We start from the raw sequence: 22755 nt of genomic DNA on the forward strand, positions 1-22755 counted from the left end.
TGCCGCAACACATTGATTATCAAAGATTAAAAATTTTCGATCTTCCTGAAACAGCCCCTGTTTCACTCCACGCGGTTTGCCTAGACTCTTATACAAGACTTCGCGAAACGGAAACGCATCGCACCCCGCTTCGTGAACAGCATCGTCACCGTCCGATTCGACTCACAGGCAACACACCGCATCAAGGAGCTCATCATGTCGCGACAGCAACAGGCACAGGAACTGCAAAAGCAATGGGAAACCGATCCGCGCTGGAAGGGCATCAAGCGCAGCTACACGGCTGAGGACGTGGTTCGCCTGCGCGGCTCGATCGTCGTCGAGCACACGCTCGCCAGGCGCGGCGCGGAAAAGCTGTGGACGCTCATCAACGAAGAGCCGTTCGTCAACGCGCTCGGCGCGCTGACCGGCAACCAGGCGATGCAGCAGGTGAAGGCGGGGCTGAAGGCGATCTACCTGTCCGGCTGGCAAGTGGCCGGCGACGCGAACGTCGCGGGCGAAATGTACCCGGACCAGTCGCTGTACCCGGCGAACTCGGTGCCGCTCGTCGTCAAGCGCATCAACAACACGCTGACCCGCGCCGACCAGATCCAGTGGTCGGAAGGCAAGAACCCGGGCGACGAGGGCTACGTCGACTTCTTCGCGCCGATCGTCGCGGATGCGGAAGCCGGCTTCGGCGGCGTGCTGAACGCGTTCGAACTGATGAAGGCGATGATCGAGGCCGGCGCATCGGGCGTCCACTTCGAGGACCAGCTCGCATCGGTGAAGAAGTGCGGCCACATGGGCGGCAAGGTGCTCGTGCCGACGCGTGAAGCGGTCGCGAAGCTGTCGGCCGCGCGCCTCGCCGCCGACGTGATGGGTACGCCGACCGTGCTGGTCGCGCGCACCGACGCCGAAGCGGCGGACCTGATCACGTCCGACATCGACGACAACGACAAGCCGTTCCTGACCGGCGAGCGCACGGTCGAAGGCTTCTTCCGCACGAAGCCCGGCATCGAGCAGGCGATTTCGCGCGGCCTCGCGTATGCGCCGCACGCCGATCTCGTCTGGTGCGAAACGGGCAAGCCGGATCTCGAGTACGCGAAGAAGTTCGCGGAAGCGATCCACAAGCAGTTCCCCGGCAAGATGCTGTCGTACAACTGCTCGCCGTCGTTCAACTGGAAGAAGAACCTCGACGACGCGACGATCGCGAAGTTCCAGAAGGAACTCGGCGCGATGGGCTACAAGTTCCAGTTCATCACGCTGGCCGGCTTCCATGCGCTGAACTACTCGATGTTCAACCTCGCGCACGGCTATGCCCGCACGCAGATGAGCGCGTTCGTCGAACTGCAGCAGGCCGAGTTCGCCGCGGCCGACAAGGGCTTCACGGCCGTCAAGCACCAGCGCGAAGTCGGCACCGGCTACTTCGACGCGGTGACGCAGACGGTCGAGCGCGAAGCGTCGACGACCGCGCTGCACGGTTCGACCGAAGACGAACAGTTCTTCGACGGCAAGAAGGTCGCGTAACAGATCGCATAACGCGCGCAAGCGCGACGCCGATGCCGGCCCGTCACGCGACGGCGCGGCATCGGCAGCACCGGACGACAATCAGGGAGGAGACGGCAGGCGCGCGGCGAACGTCGCGCGACCGGCCGCGAGCAACGATGCGCGCCGGCCTGGTCCGGCGCGCCTTTTTTCAGCGGCGCTGCCGTGCCGCCGCCCGCGCGGCAACGGACGGCACCACGCTTACCGATAGACGATCACCGGAATTTTCGTATGGGTCAGCACGCGCTGCGTTTCGCTGCCGATCAGCAGGCTGCCGAGCCCGCGGCGTCCGTGCGACGCCATGAAGATCACGTCGCAGCCGCCGCGCTCGGCCGCCTCGATGATGCCGAGGTACGGCGACGGATGCACGCTCGTCCAGCTGTCGCAGACGACACCGGCCGCCTTCGCGGCCGCCTGCACGTCGTCGAGGTGTGCGCGCGCCTCGCGTTCGCTGCGCGCCCGGAAATCGGCGGGCGGCTCGATGATCACTTCGGAAAACGGCGAGTACGGATACTGCGGCAGGCACGCATAGGCCGTGATTTGCGCACCGACCGCGCGCGCCAGATCGATCGCGCCGTCGATCGCCTTCTGCGACAGTTCGGAACCGTCGGTTGGAACGAGGATGTGCCTGAACATCGCGCCCTCCTTCGTCAATCGCACCGCACGCGCCGCGAGCCCATGCGGGCCGACCCCGGCGCGTCGCGCATGCCAGTTTCGATTGTAGTGCGCGAAACCGGGCGACCGGCGCCGGCAGCGGGTTCGTCCTCATATCGGAAACACGCGGGCGAGCGCGTGCTACTCGCCCCAGTACCCGGGCCGCTCGTACGTATGCTTCAGGTAGTCGAGAAACAGCCGCACGCGCAGCGGCAGGTGGCGGCGCTGCGGAAACACCGCGTGGATGCCGATCGGCGGCGCCGCGAACGCGTCGAGCACGCTGACCAGGCGGCCGGCCGCGATGTCCTCGCCGACCTCCCACCACGACCGCCACGCCAGCCCGTAGCCGGCGAGGCACCACTCGTGCAGCACCGCGCCGTCCGAGCACTCCATCGTGCCGTTCACGCGGATCGACACGACCTTGTCGTCCTCCTGGAACGCCCAGCCGCGCTGCTGGTTCGCGTTCGCGGCGAGCGCGAGGCAGTTGTGGCGCGCGAGTTCCGCGAGCGTGACGGGCGTGCCGCGCCGCGCCAGATACGCGGGCGACGCGACGCACACGCGCCGGTTTTCGCCGAGTTTCAGCGACACCAGCGACGAATCGGGCAGCTCGCCGAGCCGCACCGCGCAATCGAACCCTTCGTTGACGAGGTCGACCATCCGGTCCGACAGATCGAGCGTGACCGACACGTCCGGATGCGCGCCGCTGAATTCGGGCACGAGCGGCGCGACGTGGCGCCGCCCGAAGCCGGCCGGCGCGGAGATGCGCAGATGCCCGCTCGCCTTCACGCCGCCGGCCGACACGCTCGCCTCCGCGTTCTGCATGTCGTTGATGATCCGCTGGCAATCCTCGAGGAAGGCCGACCCTTCGAAGGTCAGCGTGAGCTTGCGCGTCGTGCGCACCAGCAGCTTGACGCCGAGCCGCTCCTCGAGCGCATCGAGGCGGCGGCCGATGATCGCCGGCGCGACGCCTTCCGCATGCGCGGCCGCCGACAGGCTGCCCTTCGCCGCGACCGCGGCGAACGTTTCGATCTGTTTGAACCGGTCCATGACTCGCCAGGACGGCGTTCCCGCCCCTGCATATTGACTGAAGCCGCTCAAGATTAGGTATATGAAAGTAAAAGATCAAGTGATAATTAGCGTCTTTTTTAGCACCTGAGATCACGAATAGAATCGACTCGACCTCTGAAACTGGAGCGCAAGGCTATGTCGGCCACAACGACACTCTCCTCTCCCGACGCAATCCTCTTCGACGCATTCGGCACGTTGTTCGACGTGCATGCGGTCGTGGCCGCGGCGGAGCAGATGTTTCCCGGTCACGGGGAGCGGTTGTCGCAGCTGTGGCGACGCAAGCAAATCGAATACTCGCAGTTGCGCACGCTCGCCGATCCGTCCGGCGCCCGCTATCGCCCGTTTCGCGACATCACGCTCGATGCGCTGCGGTTCGCCGCGCGCCGGCTCCGCCTCGCGCTGAACAGCGCGGCCGAGAAGCGGCTGATGGACGAATATGCGTGCCTGTCCACCTATCCCGACACGGTGCCCGCGCTGCGCAAGCTGCGCGCGCTCGACCCGCGCCCGCCGCTCGCGATCCTGTCGAACGGCAATCCGGAGATGCTCGACATCGCGATCAAGAGCGCCGGCATGACCGGCCTGTTCGATCGCGTGCTGTCGGCCGACGCGGTGCGCGCGTACAAGCCGAGCCCGGCCGCGTACGCGCTCGGCACCGCCGCGTTCGGCGCGAACCCGCGCGACATCGTGTTCGTGTCGTCGAACGCCTGGGACGTCGCGGGGGCCGCCTGGTTCGGCTACACGACGTTCTGGCTCAACCGCACGGGCGCGCCCGCCGAGGAACTCGGCGCGCCGCCCGACGGCACCGGCAGCAGCATGGCCGATCTGCTCGCATTCCTCGCCACCCCGGCTCCGTCCGGCAGACCCGCAACCCGCGCGCGCCCCGGCCCGGGCGCATGACGGTCGCGGCGCTGCCGCCTTCCCCCTTCACCGAAACCGCAACTGACCGACCAAGGAGATGAGACTCATGAGCACCCCGATCACGCTGCCGCAAGGCATGGCGATCACCGGCGAAATCAAGCCGGGTTACGAAGCGATCCTGACGCCTGACGCGCTCGCGCTCGTCGCAGCGCTGCACCGCGCGTTCGAGCCGCGCCGCCAGGCGCTGCTGCAGGCCCGCGTCGAGCGCACCAAGCGCCTCGATGCCGGCGAACGCCCCGATTTCCTCGCCGACACGAAGGCGATCCGCGAAGGCGACTGGAAGGTCGCGCCGCTGCCCGCCGACCTGCAATGCCGCCGTGTCGAGATCACCGGCCCCGTCGAGCGCAAGATGATCATCAACGCGCTGAACTCGGGCGCCGATTCGTACATGACGGACTTCGAGGATTCGAACGCGCCGAACTGGACGAACCAGATCGACGGCCAGATCAACCTGAAGGACGCGGTACGCCGCACGATCTCGCTCGAGCAGAACGGCAAGTCGTACAAGCTGAACGACAAGGTCGCGACGCTGATCGTGCGTCCGCGCGGCTGGCACCTCGACGAGAAGCACGTGACGGTCGACGGCCAGCGCGTGTCCGGCGGCATCTTCGATTTCGCGCTGTTCCTGTTCCACAACGCGAAGGAGCTGATCGCGCGCGGCTCGGGCCCGTACTTCTACCTGCCGAAGATGGAAAGCCATCTCGAGGCGCGCCTGTGGAACGACATCTTCGTCGCCGCGCAGGAAGCGGTCGGCGTGCCGCGCGGCACGATCCGCGCGACGGTGCTGATCGAGACGATCCTTGCCGCGTTCGAGATGGACGAGATCCTGTACGAGCTGCGCGAACACAGCTCGGGCCTGAACGCCGGCCGCTGGGACTACATCTTCTCGGCGATCAAGAAGTTCAAGAACGACCGCGACTTCTGCCTGGCCGACCGCTCGAAGATCACGATGACCGTGCCGTTCATGCGCGCGTACGCGCTGCTGCTGCTGAAGACCTGCCACAAGCGCAACGCGCCGGCGATCGGCGGGATGAGCGCGCTGATTCCGATCAAGAACGATCCGGAAGCGAACGACAAGGCGATGGGCGGCGTGCGTTCGGACAAGCAGCGCGACGCGACCGACGGCTACGACGGCGGCTGGGTCGCGCACCCGGGCCTCGTGCCGATCGCGATGGAGGAGTTCGTCAAGGTGCTCGGCGACAAGCCGAACCAGATCTCGAAGCAGCGCGACGACGTGCAGATCGAAGGCAAGAACCTGCTCGACTTCCAGCCCGAAGCGCCGATCACCGAAGCCGGCCTGCGCAACAACATCAACGTCGGCATCCATTACCTCGGCGCATGGCTCGACGGCAACGGCTGCGTGCCGATCCACAACCTGATGGAAGACGCGGCGACCGCCGAGATCTCCCGCTCGCAGGTGTGGCAATGGATCCGCTCGCCGAAGGGCGTGCTCGACGACGGCCGCAAGGTGACCGCGGAGCTCGTGCGCGAATTCGCGAAGGCCGAGCTCGACAACGTGAAGCGCTCGGTCGGCGGCAACACGCAGCCGTACGAGCGCGCGGCGGCAATCTTCGAACAGATGTCGACGTCGGAAGGCTTCACCGAATTCCTGACGCTGCCGCTGTACGAGGAAATCTGACCGCGGGCGGCCGGTCCCGCCGCACGGACCGTCACCGCCCTGCCGGCCACCCGTCGCACGACGCGCCGGCATGAAAAAAGCGCCCCGCGGGGCGCTTTTCCTTTGGCGGCGACGGTCGCCGCTCGATTGCTCAGGCGGTTTCCCGCTCGCGCCGGTGCTGCACCCAGTCGCCCGATGCGATGCGCGGACGATCGGCGGCCGCATGCGCGGCGACCGGATAATAGACGCACGCATACGTGCGCCCGCCGAGTTCGACGGTCACCGGCTCCTGCCGGAACAGCGTGTCGACGCCCGGATAGACGCGCTCGATCTCGTCGAGCACGGGCATCAGCTGCTCGTCGATCTCGTAGACGTCGCCCCATACGAGCGACTGGCCGGCCGGCCCGGCGATCATCCCCGGGTACGTGCCGAAATCGTACAGTTCGCCCGGCAGCGCGGCCGCACCGAGCAGCGTCGGCGCGGCGATCCCGTGCCGCGCGGCCGCATGGCCGATGTCGTTGGCTTCTCCCGCTCTCAACGTGCCGTAGACGAATACGTAGCGCATCGTGGTTCTCCTCTTCGGTTCAGATGGTGCGAGGCCGGCCGTTGCGGCCGGCCCGCGGGTGCCGGCGCCGCCGGGACGCCGCTCGCGCGAAACCGCGTCAGGATCGATAGACCGCGGTCGCGGCCCGATGGTTCGTTGCCGCACCGCGCGCCGCGCAGCGTGGATGCGGCCTGGCGCGTCCGGAATACGCGCAGCCCCACACAAAGTTCATTTGAACGGTGCATTATCGGCCGAAAAACCGCCGCATGCGCCTGCGCGGCGCCTTCTAAAATGACGGCATCGCCGCCGCGCCGACCGAATCGTCCATGAATCCGCCTGCCCAAGCCGACGCATCGAACCCTTACGACGTCATCGACATCCCGCCCGAGTTCGCGCCGACCCGCGTCCATCCGATGCGTGTGCGGGCGCGGCAGGTCGATGCCGGGCGCCGGATCCCGCTGCACACGCACGCGTGGGCGCAGCTCGCGTACGCGTCGCGCGGCGTGCTGCGCGTGGCGACGACCGGAACGACGTGGATGGTGCCGCCGTCCCGCGCAATCTGGGTGCCGCCGCACGTGACGCACGAGGTGGTGATCGTCGAGGAGGCGTATTTGCGCACGCTGTATATCGACGAATCGATCGTGCCGGACGGGCTCGATGCGTGCCGCGTGGTCGAGGTGACGGGCTTGCTGCGCGAGCTGATCGTCGCGCTCGACGCGCGCGAGCTGAGCGGCGCGCGCGAACGGCTGCTGTGCGGGCTGGTGCTCGACGAACTGAGCCGCGCCGAACCGCTGCCGCTCGCGGTGCCGATGCCCGACGAGAAACGGCTGCGCCTGCTGTGCGAGTCGGTGCTCGCGCAGCCCGCGCATGCGGAATCGCTCGAACACTGGGCGAGCGAGGTCGGCGCGAGCACCCGCACGATCTCGCGGCTGTTCAAGCAGGAACTGGGTGTGAGCTTTTCGCAATGGCGGCAGCAGGCGCTGCTCGCGCGCGCGATTCCGCTGCTGAACCAGGGACGCCCGCTGTCGCACATCGCGCGCGAGTTGGGCTACCAGAGCCAGAGCGCATTTTCGGCGATGTTCCGGCGCGCGTTCGGCGAAAGTCCGCGCGCCTTCATGCTGCGCGGCTACGAACATCGCGGTGCGGAAGGCCGCATTGCCGCGGACGACGACACCGCCGGCGACGACGCGATCGGCGCCGCCCGCTGATCGCCGCAGCGGCTCGCGTGGCATACGCGGCGTCGTACCGCCATGCGCTCAGACCGCGCGCACCATGTGACGGATCGATCCGAGTTGCGCGAGCCTCGGCCCCGTGACGCGATAGCCCATCCGCTGGTAGAGCCGTGCGGCCGGATTGTCGACGAACACGCGCAATTGCAGTTCGTGCAGCCCGCGGGCGCGCGCCCAGCGGTGCGACATGTCGAGCATGTAGGTGCCGGCGCCCTGCCCGCGATGGCCGGCCGCGATCTGCACGTCGCGGATGTGCAGCGAATCGCCCTCCTCGGTCACGCGCAGCACGCCGATGCGCTCGCCGTCGGCTTCCAGGATGAAGTTTTCGGATTCGCGCCAGCTCGCATAGAACAGGTCGCTGCGCCAGACGAGCCCGTGGCGCTTGTAGTAGCCGCCCATGTTGCCGTGCGTCAGCGCCTCGGCAAACGGGAAATCGCCAGGCTCCGCGGGCCGGAGCTGATACAGCAGTCGCAGGTCGGTCGGATCGAGCATCGCGCAGGGGTCAAGAACGCATTCCGCCACGATAGCGCAGTCGCGGGTGGATGCAATCGCGAATTTCTCGTAGCGGCGTACCGGGCGGCGACGTAGGTGAAAGGTCGGCAAGCGCGCTTTCGGTGACGCAAATGAAAAAGCCCGCACGAGGCGGGCTTCTTCATTTTCTGGCGGAGCGGACGGGACTCGCCTACATCCTGCAGGCCGCGGTTGCGCGTACACGCGCAACCCTTCGAGTCCCGCCGGAAGCCGCGCAGGCGGCTTCCTCCGCTCCGCAGTCACGCGCTCGCGAGCGCGCGCAACCAACAATGCAAATGAGAAAGCCCGCACGAGGCGGGCTTTCTCATTTTCTGGCGGAGCGGACGGGACTCGAACCCGCGACCCCCGGCGTGACAGGCCGGTATTCTAACCGACTGAACTACCGCTCCAGTCTTGCTTCTTGCCTGGCAGGCGTCGGTTACTTCCTGCCGGCGCATCGTTTGTTCGAACGACGCCGAAACTTGGCGTCCCCTAGGGGATTCGAACCCCTGTACTCACCGTGAAAGGGTGATGTCCTAGGCCTCTAGACGAAGGGGACAACGTACTGCTTACATCTTTAACGTAAAAGCCCGTTCAAAACGTTCATTTGAACGGGCTTCGTTCTGGCGGAGCGGACGGGGCTCGAACCCGCGACCCCCGGCGTGACAGGCCGGTATTCTAACCAACTGAACTACCGCTCCAGCTTTCTTCACCACCACTTGCAGCACCACGTTCATGCGCTGCAAGCGTTGCGACACTTCCATGAAACGCCGCTGAATCTGGCGTCCCCTAGGGGATTCGAACCCCTGTACTCACCGTGAAAGGGTGATGTCCTAGGCCTCTAGACGAAGGGGACAACGTACTGCTTACATCCTTAATACAAAAGCCCGCTCAAAAACGTCTTGAACGGGCTTCGTTCTGGCGGAGCGGACGGGACTCGAACCCGCGACCCCCGGCGTGACAGGCCGGTATTCTAACCGACTGAACTACCGCTCCAGCTTTCTTACCCAACCTGCAGGACGTCGGTTACGTTCCTGCAAGCCTCGCGACACTTCTACGAAACGCCGCTGAATCTGGCGTCCCCTAGGGGATTCGAACCCCTGTACTCACCGTGAAAGGGTGATGTCCTAGGCCTCTAGACGAAGGGGACATGATCTTTTCAGATCTGTCTGACTTTCGCTATTCACTCATCGTCAACAGCGAAGGCCGAAATTCTAACTGCTTTAAATCATTTTGTGAAGCATTTATTACTGCTACCGCTGCTTCGCAAATCAATCTTTTTTGTTCTGATGGTGGAGGTAAGCGGGATCGAACCGCTGACCTCTTGCATGCCATGCAAGCGCTCTCCCAGCTGAGCTATACCCCCTTGCAGAACAGAAGTGAGATTATATGGACCGAATTTGAACTTGTAAATACCCTTTTTGCGATTCGAGCGAAATTTTTGCGAAGCCGCCGCGACATCACGCGCTCGCGGCTTCGCACGGCCGCAACCTCAGGCCAGCGCAGCCTCGATACGCGACACCACGACGTCGCGGCCGAACAGCACGAGCACCGCATCGATCGACGGCGTATGCGTCGTGCCCGCCACCAGCAGGCGCACCGGCATCGCGAGCTGCGGCATCTTGAGCTTGTGCGTCGCGAGCGTCGCCTTCAGCGCGGCGGATACCGCCTCCTTCGTCCAGTCGGCCGCCTTCAGCGCGGCGACGAGGTCGGCCAGCGCGGGGCGCACCGCGTCGGTCACGTGCTGCGCGAGCGCATCGGCATCCGGCGCCGGCACGCGGTAGAACATCGCGGCACCCTCGGCGATCTCCTTGACCGTCGTCGCACGGTCCTTCATCAGGCCGACCACCGCGTCGAGCGCGGGGCCCGTCGCAATCGCCGCGTCGTCGATGCCGAGCGCGTCGAGGAACGGCTTCGCGAGCCCGGCGAGGCGTGCATTGTCGGCTTCCTTGATGTAGTGCGCGTTCAGCCAGCTCAGCTTGCTGTGGTCGTACTGCGCGGGCGACTTGCCGAGATGCTCGAGATCGAACCATTCGACGAACTGTTCGCGCGAGAAGATTTCGGCGTCGCCGTGCGACCAGCCGAGACGCGCGAGATAGTTGACGACGGCCTCCGGCAGGAAGCCCGCATCGCGATAGGCCATCACGCTCATCGCGCCATGCCGCTTGCTCATCTTCTCGCCCTGCTCGTTCAGCACGGTCGGCAGGTGCGCATAGACCGGCGGCTCGCCGCCGAGCGCGCGCAGGATGTTGATCTGGCGCGGCGTGTTGTTCACGTGGTCGTCACCGCGGATCACGTGCGTGATGTTCATGTCCATGTCGTCCACGACCACGCAGAAGTTGTAGATCGGCGTGCCGTCCGGGCGCGCGATCACGAGGTCGTCGAGTTCCTCGTTCGAGATCTCGACACGCCCCTTCACCGCGTCGTCCCACACGACCGTGCCGGTCAGCGGGTTGCGGAAACGCAGCACCGGCTTCACGCCGGCCGGCGGCTCGGGCAGCACCTTGCCCGGCTCCGGACGCCACGTGCCGTCGTAGCGCGGCTTCAGGCCGGCCTCGCGCTGGCGTTCGCGCAGCGCGTCGAGTTCCTCGGCCGACATGTAGCACGGGTACGCGAGGCCCTGTTCGAGCATCTGCGCGAGCACTTCGCGATAGCGATCCATCCGCTGCATCTGGTAGATCGGGCCTTCGTCGAAATCCAGGCCGAGCCACTGCATCCCTTCGAGGATCGCGTCGACCGCTTCCTGCGACGAGCGTTCGACGTCGGTGTCCTCGATACGCAGCACGAACGTGCCTTTCATCTTGCGGGCGAACGCCCACGGATAGAGCGCGGAGCGGATGTTGCCGAGGTGGATGAAGCCGGTGGGACTCGGCGCGAAGCGGGTACGGACAGGACGGGTCATAAACGGTAACTCGAACGCCTGGGGCGCATGAATGATTCGACGCGGGATCGACGGCGACAGCCCGGACAGCAAGGGGGCCGGCCGCGCCCGGAACGGGAAAGAAGCCGGAATTATACTCGCGCCGGTCTTCGCGCCAAGCGCGCCGCTTGCTTTATGATGTGCGCGCCGCGGCCGCCAGCCGGCGCCGCGCCGGCCGCCCGGATCCCGCCGCTCGGCCGCTCGGAACCTATCGCCGCCGCGGGCCGCCCGGCCCGCCGCCAAGCCGCCGGAGAACCATTCGATGTCGTCCCCTCGCCTGTCGCGCCGCCGCTTCACGATCGCGTGCGCGTCCGCCAGCCTCGCCGCCTGCACGTCGTTCGGCGACAAGTCCCGCCCCGACAACGGCGCGAATTCCGCGCAATCGCACGAGAAGCCCGTGAAGATCGGCATCGCGCTCGGCGGCGGCGCCGCGCGCGGCTTCTCGCACATCGGCGTGCTGAAGGCGCTGGAAGCACGCGGCATCCCGGTCGACATCGTCGCGGGCACGAGCGCGGGCTCGGTGGTCGGCGCGCTGTACGCATCGGGAATGAGCGGCCTGCAGATCAACAAGATCGCGCTCGACATGGACCAGGCGGCGATCAGCGACTGGGCGCTGCCGTTCCGCTCGCGCGGGCTGCTGCAGGGCGTCGCGCTGCAGAACTTCCTGAACAAGGCGCTCAACAACCGGCCGATCGAGAAGATGGCCAAGCCGCTCGGCATCGTCGCGACCGACCTGCAGAACGGCCAGCCGATCCTGTTCCAGCAGGGCAATACGGGGCTCGCGGTGCGCGCGTCGTGCAGCGTGCCGTCGGTGTTCGAGCCCGTGAAGATCGGCAACCGCGAGTACGTCGACGGCGGCCTCGTGAGCCCGGTGCCCGCGTCGTTCGCACGCAAGATGGGCGCGAGCTTCGTGATCGCGGTCGACATCTCGTCGCGCCCGGACGGCGCGGCGACCAACAACCCGATCGAGATGCTGCTGCAGACCTTCACGATCATGGGCCAGACGATCAAGACCTACGAGCTCGACAAGTACGCGGACGTCGTGATCCGCCCGAACCTCGCGGCGATGGGCGGCAGCGACTTCAACCAGCGCAACGCGGCGATCCTCGCGGGCGAGGAAGCCGTCGCGCGCATCATGCCCGAGCTGCAGCGCAAGCTCGCGGCAGCCCGCGGCGTCGCGGCCGCGTAAAGCGGAACGCATCGCGGTACGCGGCGCGTGACCGCGCCCGGCCGCGTGCGCCATTTCCCGTTTCCCAAAACAAAAAACCCTGCCGCCTTCCGGTGACAGGGTTTCGTTGATCCGGCGCCGCGCCGGCGAGCGTCAGTTGCTGCCGTTCGCTGCGTCGTCGCCGATCGTCGCGCGCACGCGCTGGCGCAGGTCGTCGGCCTTCATCGGAAACTCCGATTCGATGCGGCGCGCGCCGGTGAACCGCTTTTCCCAATAGCCGCTGTCGAGATCGTCGACGCGAATCGTGCTGCCCGTCGACGGCGAATGCACGAACTTGTTGTCGCCGATGTAGATGCCGACGTGCGAGAACGTGCGGCGCATCGTGTTGAAGAACACGAGGTCGCCCGGCTTCAGGTTGCTCATGCTGACCTTCTCGCCGACGCGGCTCATCTCTTCCGCGCGACGCGGCAGCGACATGCCGAGCGTGTCCTGGAACACGTAGCGGACGAAACCGCTGCAGTCGAGCCCCGAATCCGGCGAGTTGCCGCCCCAGCGATAGCGCACGCCGATCATGTTGAGCGCGCCGACGACGACGTCGCCTGCCTTGCCCGCCATGCCGGCGAGGAACGACTTCGCACCGCCGCTCGACGGCTGCGCAGTGCTCTGCTGAGTAGACGAAGCCGACCCGATTTGAGTCGAATTCGTCGCATTCTGGTTAAAACTGCTGACTTCGTCGGCGAACGCGCCGGGAGCTGCTGCGAACAGGGCGCCGATGAACAGCCCGGCGAAGGTACGCGCGCATGCCTGGGTCAGGGATCGATGCTGCATTGGTCGATGGAATTTGCTTAAAAATCAGCTGATTGGCGGAAAATTTCGGTCGATACTAGCCAGCGCGTAATCGTTTGTCAAAACAAATTAAAAAATACAATCGAGAAGGTCAGACCATTGGACGCCTATCACGCTTTCCAGACCGCTTTCAACAGCTTTTGTGTGTAAGGATGTGACGGTCTCCCGAAGATGTCGGCGACCTCGCCCGACTCGACGACGGCCCCGTCCTGCATCACGGCGACCCGGTGCGCCATCGCGCCGATCACCTCCAGGTCGTGGCTGATGAATACATAGCCGAGGTTGTATTTCTGTTGCAAATTCGCGAGCAGTTTCAGCACCTGCTGCTGGATCGACACGTCGAGCGCCGACGTCGGTTCGTCCAGGATCAGGATGCGCGGCTCCAGCACCAGCGCGCGCGCGATCGCGATCCGCTGGCGCTGGCCGCCGGAGAATTCGTGCGGATAGCGATGCAGCACCGTGCGGTCGAGGCCGACTTCGCGCAGCACGGCCAGCGACTTCGCGCGGCGCGCGTCGGGCGTCAGGTCGGGGCGATGCAGTTCGAGCCCTTCGCCGACGATCCGCTCGATCGTATGGCGCGGCGACAGCGAGCTGAAGGGGTCCTGAAAGACGACCTGCATGTTCGAGCGCAGCGCGGTCTGTTCGCGGCCGCGATAGGTCGACAGCGCGCGCCCTTGGAACTCGATCTCGCCGTGCGTCGTCCTTTGCAGGCCGAGCAGCGCCATCGCGAGCGTCGACTTCCCGGAGCCGGATTCGCCGACGATGCCGAGCGTCTCGCCCTGCCGCACCGATACGGACACGTCCGCGACCGCCGTCACCGGCGCGGTGCCGAACCACCCGGCCAGACCCGGCCGCTTGCGCGCGAACTGCACGGTGACGTGGCGCGCGTCGAGCACGACCGGCGCGATCGGCAGCACCGGCGCGACCGTGCGTTGCGGCCGGCTGTTCAGGAGCCGTCGCGTATACGGATGCTCCGGTTCCGCGAAGATCCGCTCGACCGGCCCGCTTTCGACCAGCCTGCCGCGCTCCATCACCGCGACCCGGTCCGCGAAGTGCCGCACGAGATTCAGGTCGTGCGTGATCAACAGGATCGCCATCCCGCGCTTTTCCGCCTCCTCGCGCTGCAGTTCGAGCAGCAGGTCGACGATCTGCGCGCGGATCGTCACGTCGAGCGCGGTGGTCGGCTCGTCGGCGAGCAGGAGGCGCGGCCGGCACGCGAGCGCCATCGCGATCATCGCGCGCTGCCGCTGGCCGCCCGACAACTGATGCGGATAGCTGTCGACGCGCTTCTCCGGCTCGGCGATCCCCGTGCGTGCGAGCAGCGCGACCGCGCGCTTGCGCGCGTCGGCCGCCGACACGCCGTCGTGCAGCACGATCGTCTCGCCGATCTGCGCGCCGATCGTATAGAGCGGATTCAACGCCGTCATCGGCTCCTGGAAGATCATCGCGATGTCCGAGCCGCGCAGCCCGCGCATCTCGCGCTCGCTGTTGCCGGCAAGGTCGTGCCCGGCGAAGCGGATCGTGCCGCTCACGTCGGCGTCGCGCAGCAGCCGCAGGATCGACAGCGCGGTCACGCTCTTGCCCGACCCCGACTCGCCGACGAGCGCGACGCGCTCGCCGCGGCCGATCGCGAGCGTCACGTCGTCGACGGCCACCGTGTCGCCGAAGCGTACGTGCAGATGCTCGAGCGACAACAGCGGTTCGCCCGCGTTCGCTACGATCGGCTCGCTCATCGCTGCCCTCCCGCCGCGCGCACCGAGTCGGCGATCCGCGTATCGAGCGCGTTGCGCAGCGCGTCGCCCATGAACGTCAGCAGCAGCAGCGTCGCGACCAGCACGCCGAACGTCGACAGCGAGATCCACCATGCGTCGAGATTGCCCTTGCCCTGTGCGAGCAGCTCGCCGAGGCTCGGCGTCGGCGGCGGCACGCCGAGCCCGAGAAAGTCGAGGCTCGTGAGCGCGAGGATCGCGCCGCTCATCCGGAACGGCAGGAACGTGATCACGGGCGTCAGGCTGTTCGGCAGCACGTGGCGCCAGATGATCTGCCAGTTCGTGAGGCCCATCGCACGGGCCGCGCGCACGTAGTCCTGCGTGCGGTTGCGCAGGAACTCGGCGCGCACGTAGTCGGCGAGGCCGATCCAGCCGAACAGCGACAGCAGCACGATCAGCAGCAGGAAGCTCGGCTCGAAGATCGACGCGAAGATGATCAGCAGGTACAGCTCGGGCAGCGAACTCCAGATCTCGATCAGTCGCTGCCCGACGATGTCGATGCGCCCGCCGAAGAAGCCCTGCACCGCGCCCGCGGCGATGCCGAGCAGCGTGCCGATCGCGGTCAGGATCAACCCGAACTCGACGGACACGCGGAACCCGTACACGAGCCGCGCGAGCAGGTCGCGGCCTTGCGCGTCGGTGCCGAGCCAGTTCGCGCGCGACGGCGGCGCCGGGTTCGGCGCGCTCGAGAAGTAGTTCAGCGTGTCGTAGTAATAGCGGTTCGGCGGATAGACGACGAAGTTGCCCGGCGCGTCGAGCCGCTTGCGCACGTACGGATCGAGATAGTCGGCCGGCGTCGGGAAGTCGCCGCCGAAGGTCGTCTCCGGGTACGCATGGAACATCGGGAAATAGTATTGACCGTCGTAGCGCACGACGAGCGGCTTGTCGTTCGACCACAGCGGCGCCGCGAGGCTGGCTGCGAACGCGACGACGAAGATCACGAAGCTCCAGTAGCCGAGGCGCTGCTGGCGAAAGCGCTGCCACACGCGGCGTGCGGGCGACGGCGACACGCGCGCACGCGCGGCGTCGATGCGGGACGACACGACGGCCCGGTTCATCGCGCACCTCGCCCGGCGAGCGCGGGCATGCAGATGGACGCGCCGGCAAGCGGCGTGCGGGCGGACGGTTTCATGTCAGCGCTCCAGGTTGTCGAATTGAATGCGCGGGTCGACCCACACGTAGCAGAGGTCGGAGATCAGTTTCGTTGCGAGCCCGATCAGCGTGAACAGGTACAGCGTGCCGAGCACGACCGGATAGTCGCGCCTGATGACCGATTCGTACGACAGCAGCCCGAGGCCATCGAGCGAGAACAGCGTCTCGATCAGCAGGCTGCCGGTGAAGAACGCGCCGATGAACGCGGCCGGGAACCCGACGATCAGCGGCAGCATCGCGTTGCGGAACACGTGCTTCCACAACACGGTGCGTTCGGCGAGCCCTTTCGCGCGCGCGGTCAGCACGTACTGCTTGCGGATTTCGTCGAGGAACGCGTTCTTCGTGAGCATCGTGACGACCGCGAAGCTGCCCACGACCGACGCGGTGATCGGCAGCGCGATGTGCCACAGGTAATCGAGCACCTTGCCGGCGAGCGACAGCTGCGCGAAGTTGTCCGACGTGAGGCCGCGCAGCGGAAACAGCTGCCAGAACGAGCCGCCGCCGAACAGCACGAGCAGCAGCACGCCGAGCACGAAGCCCGGGATCGCATAGCCGACCAGCACGACGAGGCTCGTCGCGACGTCGAACGGCGAGCCGTTGCGCACGGCCTTCGCGATGCCGAGCGGCACCGAGATCAGGTAGGTGACGAAGAACGTCCACAGTCCGATGCTGATCGATACCGGCAGCTTCTGCACGATCAGCGACCACACGCTCTGATGGCGAAAGTAGCTTTCGCCGAGATCGAAGCGCGCGAAGCGCTTCAGCATCAGCCAGTAGCGCTCGAGCGGCGGCTTGTCGAAGCCGTACAGCGCCTTGAGCTGCGCGAGCTGTTGCGCGTCGACGCCGGTATGCGCGCGCATCCCGAACGGTGCCGCGCCCTGCTCCGTCGCGCCCTTGCGCAGTTCCTGCACGGCCTGCTCGACCGGGCCGCCGGGCACGAACTGGATCACGGCGAACGTGAGCGTGAGCACGCCGACGAGCGTCGGGATCATCAGCAGCAGGCGTTTGAGGATGTAGCTCCACATAAGGCGTCGACTCGCGATCGTCAGGCTGGGTTGAACGAAGGGCCGGCAGGCTTCAGTGATCGGGCTTGGCCCACCAGGTCGACACGACCCAGCCCTCGGCCGAATAGTACAGCGGCAGCGTCTGCGGATAGCCGAGCGTGCGCTTGTACGCGATCCGGTGCGTGGTGCTGTACCACTGCGGCACCGCGTAGTAGCCGTGCATCAGCACGCGGTCGAGCGCATGCGTCGCGTCGAGCAGCTCCTCGCGCGTCTGCGCGGCGCCGAGCGCGTGCAGCAGCGTGTCGACCGCCGGCGACTTCAGGCCGATCAGGTTGTCGGAGCCCGGTTCGTCCGCGAACTTGCTCGCGTAGCGCGAGTATTGCTCGGCGCCCGGCACCTGCACGCCCGGCAGGCGCACCGTCGTCATGTCGTAGTCGAACGCGTCGAGCCGCTTTTGCAGCAGCGCGTAGTCGGCCGTGCGAAAGCGCGCGTCGATGCCGAGCTTCGCGAGATTGCGCTGATACGCGGTCACGACGCCTTGCATCGACGCGCCCGAGTCGTCGAGGATCTCGAACGTGAACGGCTCGCCCTGCGCGTTGCGCAGCGCGCCGTCGCGGTAGGTCCAGCCGGCCTGCGCGAGCAGCGCGCGGGCTTTCAGCAGGTTCGCGCGCAGCGAGCCGGGCGGGTTCGTGCTCGGTTGCGTGACCATCGGCCCGAACACGGCCGGGTCGAGCTGCGCGCGCAGCGGCTCGAGCAGCCTCAGTTCTCCCGGGCCCGGCGTGCCGGTCGCCTGCAGGTCGGTGTCGGCGAAATAGCTGTCGAGGCGCGTGTACGCGCCATAGAACAGCTGGCGGTTCAGCCATTCGAAGTCGAACGCGAGGTCGAGCGCCTGGCGCACGCGCACGTCGCGGAACAGCGGGCGGCGCAGGTTCATGAAGAAGCCCTGCATGCCGGCGCCGTTGTGCTGGCGGAATTCGCGCTTGACGAGCTCGCCGCTGTCGAAGCGCTTGCCGACGTCGCGCCGCGTCCAGTTGCGCGCGATGTACTCGACCAGCACGTCGTACTCGCCGGCCTTGAACGCCTCGAGCCGCGCGACGCCGTCGCCGTACAGCTTGTAGACGATCCGCTCGAAGTTGTTGGTGCCGACCCGCACCGGCAGGTCGGCACCCCAGTACGCGGGGTTGCGCCGGTACGTGATCGTGCGGCCGTTGTCGTAGTGGTCGATCAGGTACGGACCGCTGCCGATCGGCTGCTCGAACGCGATCTGGTCGAACGGAATGCGCGAGCCGTCCGCGCGCAGCCCCCACTTGCGCGAGAACACCGGCACGCCGCCGGCGATCAGCGGCAACTCGCGGTTCGCGCTGTGGAATTCGAAGCGCACGGTCGCGGGATCGACCACCACGGCCTGCGTGATTTCGGCGAAGTACGCGCCGAACTGCGGCGCGGCCTGCTTGCTCTTGAGCGTGTCGAACGAGAACTTGACGTCGTCGGCCGTGACACGATCGCCGTTCGAGAAGCGCGCACGCGGGTTCAGGTGGAACGTGACCGAGCGACGGTCCGGTGCAACGTCGATGTCGTCGGCGAGCAATCCGTACGCGGACGCCGGCTCATCCGAGCTGCCGGTCGCGAGGCTCTCGAACAGCATGTCGATGCCCGGCGCCGGGTTGCCGCGCATCGTGAACGGATTGAACTTGTCGAACGACGTCAGCCGGCTCGGGTTCGCGAGCACCAGCGTGCCGCCTTTCGGCGCGTCCGGGTTCACGTAGTCGAAATGCCTGAAGCCCGGCGGATACTTCGGCTCGCCGTACTGCGCGATCGCATAGGCCGCGTGTGCGGCCGTCGCGGCCAGCACCGCCTGTATTGCCCATACTGCCGCCGTGCGGCCGGCGGCCCGTACCGCGTGCGCGGCGCCGAAGCGGATGCGCGCGGCGGCGGCCCGGGGCGAACCCTTCGTCATAGAGGCCCTGTCGGTCAATTTTGAGATAGAACGTGGGTCGATTCTACCCATTCAATTCGACGTCGAGCCAGATCGCCGGTTTTCATGCGTGGCGCCGGCGCGTCGCGCGGTCCGCACGCACGCCGCGCGCGCAAAAAGAAAAACCGCCACGCGGGCGGTTCTTGTTCCGATGCATGCACGCCTGACGCGTGCACCGCAAGCCGGTCAGCGCCAGCCGTTGTGGCGGCCGTTGTCCCAGTGACCGCGATCGCCGCCCCAGCCGCGGCCGTGATGGCGATACCACTCGTCGCGGCCCCAGTAGCGGCGGCCGTCCCAGTAGCGGTCGCCGTGCCAGCCGATCACGATCGCCGGTGCCGGCGCATAGACGGGCGCCGGTGCGTAGACAGGCGCCGGCTGGTAGACGACCGGCGGAGGCGGCGGCGCATACACGGGCGCGGGTGCGACGTAGACCGGAGCCGGCACGCCGACGTTGATCCCGACATTGACTCCCGCCATTGCTGCGCCCGACACGAGCAAGGCCGTCATACCGGTCAAGAGCGACGCAACACGCAAAGTCTTCATGGATTCCTCTTCGAGTTGTTTCATGTGTGATTCGACTATAACGGCTGGCACCGCCGCCGCATATTTCAAGTTTGTAAGAACTGATGCGCGGCATCGCGACCGGAACCGCTCGCTAACGTCTTGTAACAATTGGCGGTCCGCAGCGGCGGCCGCGCCCTTCCCGCGCGCCGCGCGCGGCATTCGCGCGCGATACGCCGCGGAAGCGCGCGCCAGGCGCGCCGAATCATACTGCTTCCGGCGGCCCGGCGCCGTCCGCAGGACCCTGCCGAAGGCGCACGCAGGCATCCGGTATCTATCCGCCGGGCGAAAAAAAAGCGGCACACGCGTGCCGCTTCTTCATGATCGGCGGCGCTGCGCCGCGATGCCGCTCAGCGCGACATCATGTTCATGCTGACGTTGTGCATCACCCACAGCGTGCCGACGATCAGGATCGCCGCGGTCAGCACCGTGTAGCTGAACGCCATCACGTTCCAGCGCTGGCCGGACGAACCGTTCATGTGCAGGAAGTACACGAGGTGCACGACGATCTGCACGAACGCGAGCGCGGCGAGCGCGATCAGCGACGCGTGCGGCGACAGCACGCCGCCCATCACGAGGCCGAACGACGCGGCCGTCAGCAGCACCGACAGGATGAACCCGGCGACATAGCCGCCGACGCTGCCGTGCCCTTCTTCGAGTTGAGACGAATGCGAATGGGCCATTTAGATCACGCTCGCGAGATAGACAAAGGAAAACACGCAGATCCACACGATGTCGAGGAAGTGCCAGAAGAGGCTCAGGCACGTGAGGCGCCGCAGGTCGCGATCGGTCAGGTCGCCGCCGCGCAATACGATCTGCGCGGCCAGCACGATCATCCACACGAGGCCTGCCGTCACGTGCAGCCCGTGCGTGCCGACCAGCGTGAAGAACGCCGACAGGAACGCGCTGCGCTGCGGGCCCGCGCCTTGCGCGATCAGGTGCGAGAACTCGCGCAGTTCCATCGCGAGGAACGCCGCGCCGAGCACGAACGTGACCGCGAGCCACGCGAGCAGCGCGCCGCGCCGCTGCTTGTACGCGGCCAGCATCGCGAAGCCGTACGTGATGCTCGACAGCAGCAGCGCGGCGGTTTCGACCGCGACGCCCGGAATGTCGAACAGGTCCTTCGCGGTCGGACCGCCCGCGTACTGGTTGCCGAGCACCGCGAACGTCGCGAACAGCGCCGCGAAGATCACGCAGTCGGTCATCAGGTACAGCCAGAAGCCGAACACCGAATGCGACGGCGGATGGTCGTCGTGCTCGAGCAGGGTTGCGCTCAAGGTTTTCTGCAACATCAGTTGGCCTCCAGTTCCACGTCGTCGACCCGCGTGGCCACGCGCGCCGCCGGTTCCTTCTCTTCGATCTTGCGCACCTTCGTCGCCGGGATGTAGTAGCCGTCGTTGTCACGCGAGCTGTAGACCACGAGCGTCGCGACGATGCCCGCGAGGCCGCCGATCGCCATCCACCAGATGTGCCACACCAGCGCAAAGCCGAGCACCAGGCTGAACACCGCGACCACGAGACCCGCACACGTATTCGACGGCATGTGGACGTCGCGGATCGCCGCCGGGTTCGGCCGGCCGTCGCCGCGCGCCTTCATGTCGGCGTACGCGTCGAGCGTGCGCACCTGCGGGATCACCGCGAAGTTGTAGTCGGCCGGCGGCGACGAGGTCGCCCATTCCAGCGTGCGGCCGCCCCACGGATCGCCCGTGGTGTCGCGGTATTCCGGCAGGTTGCGGTTGCGGATGCTGACGACCAGTTGCAGCAACTGGCACGCGATGCCGATCGCGATCAGCACGGCGCCGAACGCGGCGACCAGCAGCCACGGATGCCACGCCGGGTTGTCGTAGTGGTTCAGGCGGCGCGTCATGCCCATGAAGCCGAGCACGTAGAGCGGCACGAACGCGACGTAGAAGCCCACCTGCCAGAACCAGAACGCGGCCTTGCCGAGCTTCTCGTTCAGCTTGAAGCCGAACGCCTTCGGGAACCAGTAGTTGAAGCCCGCGAGATAGCCGAACAGCACGCCGCCGATGATCACGTTGTGGAAGTGCGCGATCAGGAACAGGCTGTTGTGCAGCACGAAGTCCGCGCCCGGGATCGCCATCATCACGCCGGTCATGCCGCCGAGCGTGAAGGTGACCATGAAGCCGATCGTCCACAGCACGGGCGTCGTGAATTCGATCCGGCCGCGATACATCGTGAACAGCCAGTTGAACACCTTCACGCCGGTCGGGATCGCGATGATCATCGTCATGATCCCGAAGAACGCGTTCACGTTCGCACCGGAGCCCATCGTGAAGAAGTGATGCAGCCACACGAGGAACGACAGCACCATGATCGCGCAGGTCGCGTACACCATCGTCTTGTAGCCGAACAGCGGCTTCTTCGAAAACGTCGCGATGACTTCCGAGAAGATGCCGAACGCGGGCAGGATCAGGATGTACACCTCCGGATGGCCCCACGCCCAGATCAGGTTCAGGTACAGCATCGCGTTGCCGCCGGCTTCGTTCGTGAAGAAGTGCATGCCGAGGTAACGGTCGAGGCCGAGCAGCGCGAGCGTCGCGGTCAGGATCGGGAACGACGCCATGATCAGCACGTTCGTGCAGAGCGCCGTCCACGTGAACACCGGCATCTTCATCAGCGTCATGCCGCGCGCGCGCATCTTGATGATCGTCACGAAGAAGTTCACGCCGGTCAGCAGCGTGCCGACGCCCGAGATCTGCAGCGCCCAAAGATAGTAGTCGACCCCTACCCCCGGACTGAACTGCAGCTCCGACAACGGCGGATACGCGAGCCAGCCCGTTTGCGCGAATTCGCCGATCACGAGCGACACGTTGATCAGGATCGCGCTGACCGCCGTCATCCAGAACGACAGCGAATTGATGAACGGGAACGCGACGTCGCGCGCGCCGATCTGCAGCGGCACGACCAGGTTCATCAGGCCGACCATGAACACCATCGCCATGAAGAAGATCATGATCACGCCGTGTGCCGTGAACACCTGGTCATAGTGGTGCGGCGGCAGATAGCCCGGCGCGTTGTACGCGAGCGCGAGCTGCATGCGCATCATGATCGCGTCGGCGAAGCCGCGCAGCAGCATGATCAGCGCGACGATGATGTACATCACGCCGAGTTTCTTGTGGTCGACCGTCGTCAGCCATTCCGTCCACAGCCACTTCCAGCGGCCGGTGATCGTCAGCGCGGCGAGAATGCCCAGCACGACGAGCCCCATGAAGACGCCTGCCCCCATGATGATGGGCTGATCGAACGGGATCGCCGATAGTGTGAGTTTGCCGAACAT

Annotated in this window: 19 protein-coding genes and 7 tRNA genes; 5 read left to right on the top strand and 21 right to left on the bottom strand. The window is 66.4% G+C overall.

Going from position 1 to position 22755, the window contains the following annotated elements:
- Positions 1–195: 195 nt before the first annotated feature.
- A complete protein-coding gene (gene aceA, locus Q3A80_RS01260; protein ID WP_446327313.1) occupies positions 196–1503 on the top strand; it encodes an isocitrate lyase in 1308 nt (435 codons plus the stop codon).
- A gap of 219 nt (positions 1504–1722) precedes the next feature.
- Here aceA and Q3A80_RS01265 read toward each other — a convergent pair whose 3' ends face one another.
- Both Q3A80_RS01265 and Q3A80_RS01270 read right to left on the bottom strand, forming a co-directional pair.
- A complete protein-coding gene (locus Q3A80_RS01265) occupies positions 1723–2157 on the bottom strand; it encodes a universal stress protein (RefSeq protein WP_446327314.1) in 435 nt (144 codons plus the stop codon).
- 159 nt (positions 2158–2316) lie between these two features.
- Entirely contained in the window at positions 2317–3222 is a 906-nt protein-coding gene (locus Q3A80_RS01270) for a LysR family transcriptional regulator (protein WP_446327315.1), read from the bottom strand.
- A gap of 156 nt (positions 3223–3378) precedes the next feature.
- Between Q3A80_RS01270 and Q3A80_RS01275 the strand changes: the two genes are divergently transcribed.
- Both Q3A80_RS01275 and aceB read left to right on the top strand, forming a co-directional pair.
- Positions 3379–4140, top strand: a complete 762-nt coding sequence (locus tag Q3A80_RS01275) for a haloacid dehalogenase type II (protein WP_446327316.1) — start codon at positions 3379–3381, stop codon at positions 4138–4140.
- Between the two features lie 67 nt (positions 4141–4207).
- On the top strand, positions 4208–5800 hold the full coding sequence (aceB, locus tag Q3A80_RS01280) for a malate synthase A (protein WP_446327317.1): 1593 nt from the start codon (positions 4208–4210) through the stop codon (positions 5798–5800).
- Between the two features lie 130 nt (positions 5801–5930).
- Here the strand turns inward: aceB and Q3A80_RS01285 are convergent, their stop codons facing one another.
- Entirely contained in the window at positions 5931–6344 is a 414-nt protein-coding gene (locus tag Q3A80_RS01285; protein ID WP_446327318.1) for a gamma-glutamylcyclotransferase family protein, read from the bottom strand.
- 305 nt (positions 6345–6649) lie between these two features.
- Here Q3A80_RS01285 and Q3A80_RS01290 point away from each other — a divergent pair, with 305 nt between their 5' ends.
- Complete coding sequence (locus Q3A80_RS01290; RefSeq protein WP_446327319.1) at positions 6650–7531, top strand: AraC family transcriptional regulator; 882 nt, start codon at positions 6650–6652, stop codon at positions 7529–7531.
- Positions 7532–7579: 48 nt separating this feature from the next.
- On the opposite strand, the gene Q3A80_RS01295 is transcribed toward Q3A80_RS01290, so the two are convergent.
- From Q3A80_RS01295 to gltX, 9 genes are all read right to left on the bottom strand, one after another.
- Complete coding sequence (locus Q3A80_RS01295) at positions 7580–8044, bottom strand: GNAT family N-acetyltransferase (protein ID WP_098555701.1); 465 nt, start codon at positions 8042–8044, stop codon at positions 7580–7582.
- 351 nt (positions 8045–8395) lie between these two features.
- Positions 8396–8472 (bottom strand) — tRNA-Asp (locus Q3A80_RS01300).
- Positions 8473–8545: 73 nt separating this feature from the next.
- Positions 8546–8621: transfer RNA gene (locus tag Q3A80_RS01305), tRNA-Glu, on the bottom strand.
- Positions 8622–8686: 65 nt separating this feature from the next.
- Positions 8687–8763, bottom strand: a tRNA-Asp gene (locus tag Q3A80_RS01310).
- Between the two features lie 79 nt (positions 8764–8842).
- Positions 8843–8918, bottom strand: a tRNA-Glu gene (locus tag Q3A80_RS01315).
- A 63-nt stretch (positions 8919–8981) separates the two neighbouring features.
- A tRNA-Asp gene (locus tag Q3A80_RS01320) sits at positions 8982–9058 on the bottom strand.
- A gap of 78 nt (positions 9059–9136) precedes the next feature.
- Positions 9137–9212: transfer RNA gene (locus tag Q3A80_RS01325), tRNA-Glu, on the bottom strand.
- A 140-nt stretch (positions 9213–9352) separates the two neighbouring features.
- Positions 9353–9428 (bottom strand) — tRNA-Ala (locus Q3A80_RS01330).
- A gap of 126 nt (positions 9429–9554) precedes the next feature.
- Positions 9555–10964 carry a glutamate--tRNA ligase gene (gltX, locus tag Q3A80_RS01335; protein ID WP_446327320.1) on the bottom strand — a complete coding sequence of 470 codons (1410 nt, stop codon included), beginning with the start codon at positions 10962–10964 and terminating at the stop codon, positions 9555–9557.
- 280 nt (positions 10965–11244) lie between these two features.
- On the opposite strand from gltX, the gene Q3A80_RS01340 reads away from it, so the two are divergent.
- Complete coding sequence (locus Q3A80_RS01340; RefSeq protein WP_446327321.1) at positions 11245–12171, top strand: patatin-like phospholipase family protein; 927 nt, start codon at positions 11245–11247, stop codon at positions 12169–12171.
- Positions 12172–12303: 132 nt separating this feature from the next.
- Here the strand turns inward: Q3A80_RS01340 and Q3A80_RS01345 are convergent, their stop codons facing one another.
- The 9 genes from Q3A80_RS01345 to cyoB all read right to left on the bottom strand — a co-directional run bounded on the left by Q3A80_RS01345 (position 12304) and on the right by cyoB (position 22755).
- On the bottom strand, positions 12304–12978 hold the full coding sequence (locus tag Q3A80_RS01345) for a C40 family peptidase (RefSeq protein ID WP_446327322.1): 675 nt from the start codon (positions 12976–12978) through the stop codon (positions 12304–12306).
- Between the two features lie 128 nt (positions 12979–13106).
- Positions 13107–14729 carry an ABC transporter ATP-binding protein gene (locus Q3A80_RS01350; RefSeq protein ID WP_446327323.1) on the bottom strand — a complete coding sequence of 541 codons (1623 nt, stop codon included), beginning with the start codon at positions 14727–14729 and terminating at the stop codon, positions 13107–13109.
- Positions 14726–15823 (bottom strand): ABC transporter permease, encoded by a 1098-nt coding sequence (locus Q3A80_RS01355; RefSeq protein WP_446327324.1) that lies wholly within the window; start codon positions 15821–15823, stop codon positions 14726–14728. The genes Q3A80_RS01350 and Q3A80_RS01355 overlap by 4 nt, the downstream gene beginning before the upstream one ends.
- A 75-nt stretch (positions 15824–15898) precedes the next feature.
- A complete protein-coding gene (locus Q3A80_RS01360; protein ID WP_446327325.1) occupies positions 15899–16942 on the bottom strand; it encodes a microcin C ABC transporter permease YejB in 1044 nt (347 codons plus the stop codon).
- Positions 16943–16994: 52 nt separating this feature from the next.
- The gene (locus Q3A80_RS01365) at positions 16995–18878 is read right to left on the bottom strand and encodes an extracellular solute-binding protein (RefSeq protein WP_446327326.1); all 1884 of its coding nucleotides are present in this window, start codon (positions 18876–18878) and stop codon (positions 16995–16997) included.
- Positions 18879–19082: 204 nt separating this feature from the next.
- On the bottom strand, positions 19083–19439 hold the full coding sequence (locus Q3A80_RS01370; protein ID WP_446327327.1) for a hypothetical protein: 357 nt from the start codon (positions 19437–19439) through the stop codon (positions 19083–19085).
- A gap of 368 nt (positions 19440–19807) precedes the next feature.
- Positions 19808–20140 carry a cytochrome o ubiquinol oxidase subunit IV gene (gene cyoD / locus Q3A80_RS01375; RefSeq protein WP_006759069.1) on the bottom strand — a complete coding sequence of 111 codons (333 nt, stop codon included), beginning with the start codon at positions 20138–20140 and terminating at the stop codon, positions 19808–19810.
- Positions 20141–20749 carry a cytochrome o ubiquinol oxidase subunit III gene (cyoC, locus tag Q3A80_RS01380; protein WP_446327328.1) on the bottom strand — a complete coding sequence of 203 codons (609 nt, stop codon included), beginning with the start codon at positions 20747–20749 and terminating at the stop codon, positions 20141–20143. It lies immediately after the preceding gene.
- Positions 20749–22755, bottom strand: coding sequence for a cytochrome o ubiquinol oxidase subunit I (gene cyoB, locus Q3A80_RS01385; RefSeq protein WP_446327329.1), 2007 nt, complete (start codon positions 22753–22755; stop codon positions 20749–20751). The genes cyoC and cyoB overlap by 1 nt, the downstream gene beginning before the upstream one ends.

The sequence above is a fragment of the Burkholderia sp. SR8 genome (assembly GCF_052851275.1).

Excerpts from the sequence above, each read along its gene's own strand:
- Q3A80_RS01360 (WP_446327325.1), bottom strand. The coding sequence starts at position 16,942 with ATGTGGAGCTACATCCTCAAACGCCTGCTGCTGATGATCCCGACGCTC.
- Q3A80_RS01290 (WP_446327319.1), top strand. The coding sequence starts at position 6,650 with ATGAATCCGCCTGCCCAAGCCGACGCATCGAACCCTTACGACGTCATC.
- cyoD (WP_006759069.1), bottom strand. The coding sequence starts at position 20,140 with ATGGCCCATTCGCATTCGTCTCAACTCGAAGAAGGGCACGGCAGCGTC.
- aceA (WP_446327313.1), top strand. The coding sequence starts at position 196 with ATGTCGCGACAGCAACAGGCACAGGAACTGCAAAAGCAATGGGAAACC.
- aceB (WP_446327317.1), top strand. The coding sequence starts at position 4,208 with ATGAGCACCCCGATCACGCTGCCGCAAGGCATGGCGATCACCGGCGAA.
- Q3A80_RS01350 (WP_446327323.1), bottom strand. The coding sequence starts at position 14,729 with ATGAGCGAGCCGATCGTAGCGAACGCGGGCGAACCGCTGTTGTCGCTC.
- Q3A80_RS01270 (WP_446327315.1), bottom strand. The coding sequence starts at position 3,222 with ATGGACCGGTTCAAACAGATCGAAACGTTCGCCGCGGTCGCGGCGAAG.
- cyoC (WP_446327328.1), bottom strand. The coding sequence starts at position 20,749 with ATGTTGCAGAAAACCTTGAGCGCAACCCTGCTCGAGCACGACGACCAT.
- Q3A80_RS01285 (WP_446327318.1), bottom strand. The coding sequence starts at position 6,344 with ATGCGCTACGTATTCGTCTACGGCACGTTGAGAGCGGGAGAAGCCAAC.
- Q3A80_RS01355 (WP_446327324.1), bottom strand. The coding sequence starts at position 15,823 with ATGAACCGGGCCGTCGTGTCGTCCCGCATCGACGCCGCGCGTGCGCGC.
- Q3A80_RS01275 (WP_446327316.1), top strand. The coding sequence starts at position 3,379 with ATGTCGGCCACAACGACACTCTCCTCTCCCGACGCAATCCTCTTCGAC.
- Q3A80_RS01265 (WP_446327314.1), bottom strand. The coding sequence starts at position 2,157 with ATGTTCAGGCACATCCTCGTTCCAACCGACGGTTCCGAACTGTCGCAG.
- cyoB (WP_446327329.1), bottom strand. The coding sequence starts at position 22,755 with ATGTTCGGCAAACTCACACTATCGGCGATCCCGTTCGATCAGCCCATC.
- Q3A80_RS01340 (WP_446327321.1), top strand. The coding sequence starts at position 11,245 with ATGTCGTCCCCTCGCCTGTCGCGCCGCCGCTTCACGATCGCGTGCGCG.
- Q3A80_RS01365 (WP_446327326.1), bottom strand. The coding sequence starts at position 18,878 with ATGACGAAGGGTTCGCCCCGGGCCGCCGCCGCGCGCATCCGCTTCGGC.
- Q3A80_RS01370 (WP_446327327.1), bottom strand. The coding sequence starts at position 19,439 with ATGAAGACTTTGCGTGTTGCGTCGCTCTTGACCGGTATGACGGCCTTG.
- Q3A80_RS01345 (WP_446327322.1), bottom strand. The coding sequence starts at position 12,978 with ATGCAGCATCGATCCCTGACCCAGGCATGCGCGCGTACCTTCGCCGGG.
- Q3A80_RS01295 (WP_098555701.1), bottom strand. The coding sequence starts at position 8,044 with ATGCTCGATCCGACCGACCTGCGACTGCTGTATCAGCTCCGGCCCGCG.
- gltX (WP_446327320.1), bottom strand. The coding sequence starts at position 10,964 with ATGACCCGTCCTGTCCGTACCCGCTTCGCGCCGAGTCCCACCGGCTTC.